The 2494-nt window shown below is 37.7% G+C and carries 3 protein-coding genes; all 3 read left to right on the plus strand.

Going from position 1 to position 2494, the window contains the following annotated elements:
- Positions 1-224: 224 nt before the first annotated feature.
- Positions 225-1577 carry an Nramp family divalent metal transporter gene (locus M4I42_RS16580; protein ID WP_268853152.1) on the plus strand — a complete coding sequence of 451 codons (1353 nt, stop codon included), beginning with the start codon at positions 225-227 and terminating at the stop codon, positions 1575-1577.
- A gap of 137 nt (positions 1578-1714) precedes the next feature.
- Positions 1715-2014, plus strand: a complete 300-nt coding sequence (locus M4I42_RS16585) for a metal-sensing transcriptional repressor (protein WP_009361458.1) — start codon at positions 1715-1717, stop codon at positions 2012-2014.
- A gap of 28 nt (positions 2015-2042) precedes the next feature.
- Positions 2043-2494: MATE family efflux transporter (locus tag M4I42_RS16590; protein WP_268853153.1), on the plus strand; the 452-nt coding region annotated here is incomplete at its 3' end.

The following is a 2494-nucleotide window of genomic DNA, read 5'->3' on the forward strand; positions in this document are numbered from 1 at the left end:
GGTTTGAACAAGGTCAGTACCTTGTTCAATATTTTAGAGAGCCTAAGAACTAATAAGTAATAAAAGTTTCCCTTGACTAAAATTCTTTCGGAGGTACAATTTATTTAGGCAACATTTTCTTTGCTCTTACATATATCTAATTCTAAGTGTAGGAGCAATTTTTTTACCCTAAAAGTTTCCTTTATGCAAAATATTTAGTACAAACCAATAACGAGGTGATCATAATGAGTGAAAATATAAAAAAACTGCCGTTAGCAGTTGAAGAAGGTTGGAGAAATAAACGAACACAACCAACGTTACCCGAAGTATATAGAAGTTTGAGTATACCAAAAGCTGGCTCTTGGATTAGAAAATTTCTTGCGTTTGCTGGACCAGGATACTTAGTTGCAGTGGGTTATATGGACCCAGGCAACTGGGCGACTGATATTGCAGGAGGTTCCCAGTTCGGATACACGTTACTTTCCGTTATTTTGCTTTCAAATTTAATGGCAATATTGCTTCAAGCATTGGCTGGCAAGTTGGGAATTGTAACGGGAAGGGATTTAGCCCAAGCTTGTCGAGATCATTATAGTAAGCCAGTGGCAATGGTCTTATGGGTTTTATGCGAGTTGGCAATCGCAGCTTGTGATCTAGCGGAAGTGATCGGTTCGGCAATCGCTTTGAATTTGTTGTTTGGAATTCCGTTAATATATGGAGTTATCATTACAGCTCTGGATGTATTGGTCGTATTGTTATTGCAGAATAAAGGGTTTCGTTATATTGAAACGTTGGTGATCGTTTTAATTCTAACCATTGGTGCTTGCTTTGCAACTGAAATATTTCTTTCTAAGCCAGATGTAGGTGGCATATTGAAGGGGTTTGTTCCAAGCACAGAGATTATTAACAATCCATCAATGCTCTATATCGCAATCGGTATTTTAGGTGCAACCGTAATGCCTCATAATCTTTATCTGCATTCTTCCATTGTGCAGACACGTCAATACGAACAAACCAGCTCAGGTAAACGACAAGCGATCAAATATGCCACTTGGGATTCAACGATTGCCTTATTTTTCGCTTTATTTATTAACGCATCTATCCTTATTGTTTCTTCTGCTACATTCCACAAAGCAGGTATGACGAATGTCGCGGAGATTGAAGATGCTTATCACTTGCTTTCTCCGCTGCTTGGAACAACACTTGGAAGTATTTTATTTGGAGTTGCTTTGTTGGCTTCTGGTCAAAACTCAACATTAACAGGAACCTTAGCTGGTCAGATTGTGATGGAAGGTTTTCTAAACATTCGCCTTCCAGCTTGGTTAAGAAGGCTTATCACTCGATTGATTGCCATTGTCCCAGCCGTTGTTGTAACTGCTCTTTATGGCGAAAGCGGAACGGCTCAATTACTTATTTTGAGCCAAGTGATTCTTTCTTTACAGCTATCTTTTGCAGTGGTTCCTCTCATTCAATTCACAAGCGATAAAAAGAAAATGGGGGAGTTCGTAAATCCATTATGGTTGAAAGTTCTTGCGTGGATTGTAGCTATTGTAATCATTAGCCTAAATGCATATCTATTGTTCCAAACTTTTTTTGGATAATAAATAACAATCGAAAAGAAACCTCAATATCAATTTAACGATATTGAGGTTTCTTTTGCTGTTCCAAGTAGTTACTATCATTATTGCTTTATCCCCCCTAGGGGGATATAATTTTGATGTGAAGGAGGTTTTATTTTATGAATGACAACCATCATAATCACTTCCATAACCACAGTCATAAGCATAGACAGCAAATTGTAAATAGACTGGCAAGAATTGAAGGACACGTAAGGTCTATTAAGGAAATGACTAAAGAGGGCAGAGATTGTTCGGAAGTGCTTTTACAAATCGCCGCTGTGCGTAAGGCACTAGATAACGCAGCAAAAATCTTATTAAAAGACCACTTGGAGGGCTGTGTTGTGGATGCAGTTCATAAAGGAAATCAGCAAGAAGTATTAGCCAACCTAAATAAAGCATTAGACCATTATCTAAAATAAAGGAAGTGCTTTTATGGAGTCTCACATTATGACGGAACAGAATACAACGAATAAACAAAAAATACGGGTCATTTTAGCCCTTGCTGTTCCTGCAATGATAGAAAATATATTACAAACCGTTGTTGGCTTTGTAGATACGCTTTTTGTATCCAAAATCGGACTTGTGGAAGTTACCGCAGTGGGAATAGCAAATGCCATTCTTGCAGTTTATATGGCTATTTTTATGGCTTTAGGAACTGGAACTTCTGCGCTTATTGCCAGAAGCGTTGGAGCAAAGGATTTTGAAAAAGCAAAATCAATTGCAAAACAAGCGACCTGGATAGCTATTCTTATCGGATTGTTATTTGGTCTTATTTCTTTATTTTTTGCAGAACCATTACTAAAAATTATGGGGGCAGAGCCGAATGTTTTAGAAGTTGCAGTCACTTACTTTCGAATCGTTGCCGTTCCTTCAGTATTCATTTCATTAATGTTTGTTTT

This window comes from Anoxybacillus sp. J5B_2022 (genome assembly GCF_026847645.1).
Lineage (GTDB): Bacteria > Bacillota > Bacilli > Bacillales > Anoxybacillaceae > Anoxybacteroides.

What these genes read in the sequence shown, in the direction of transcription:
- M4I42_RS16580 (WP_268853152.1), top strand. Translation starts at nt 225, where the DNA reads ATGAGTGAAAATATAAAAAAACTGCCGTTAGCAGTTGAAGAAGGTTGG.
- M4I42_RS16585 (WP_009361458.1), top strand. Translation starts at nt 1,715, where the DNA reads ATGAATGACAACCATCATAATCACTTCCATAACCACAGTCATAAGCAT.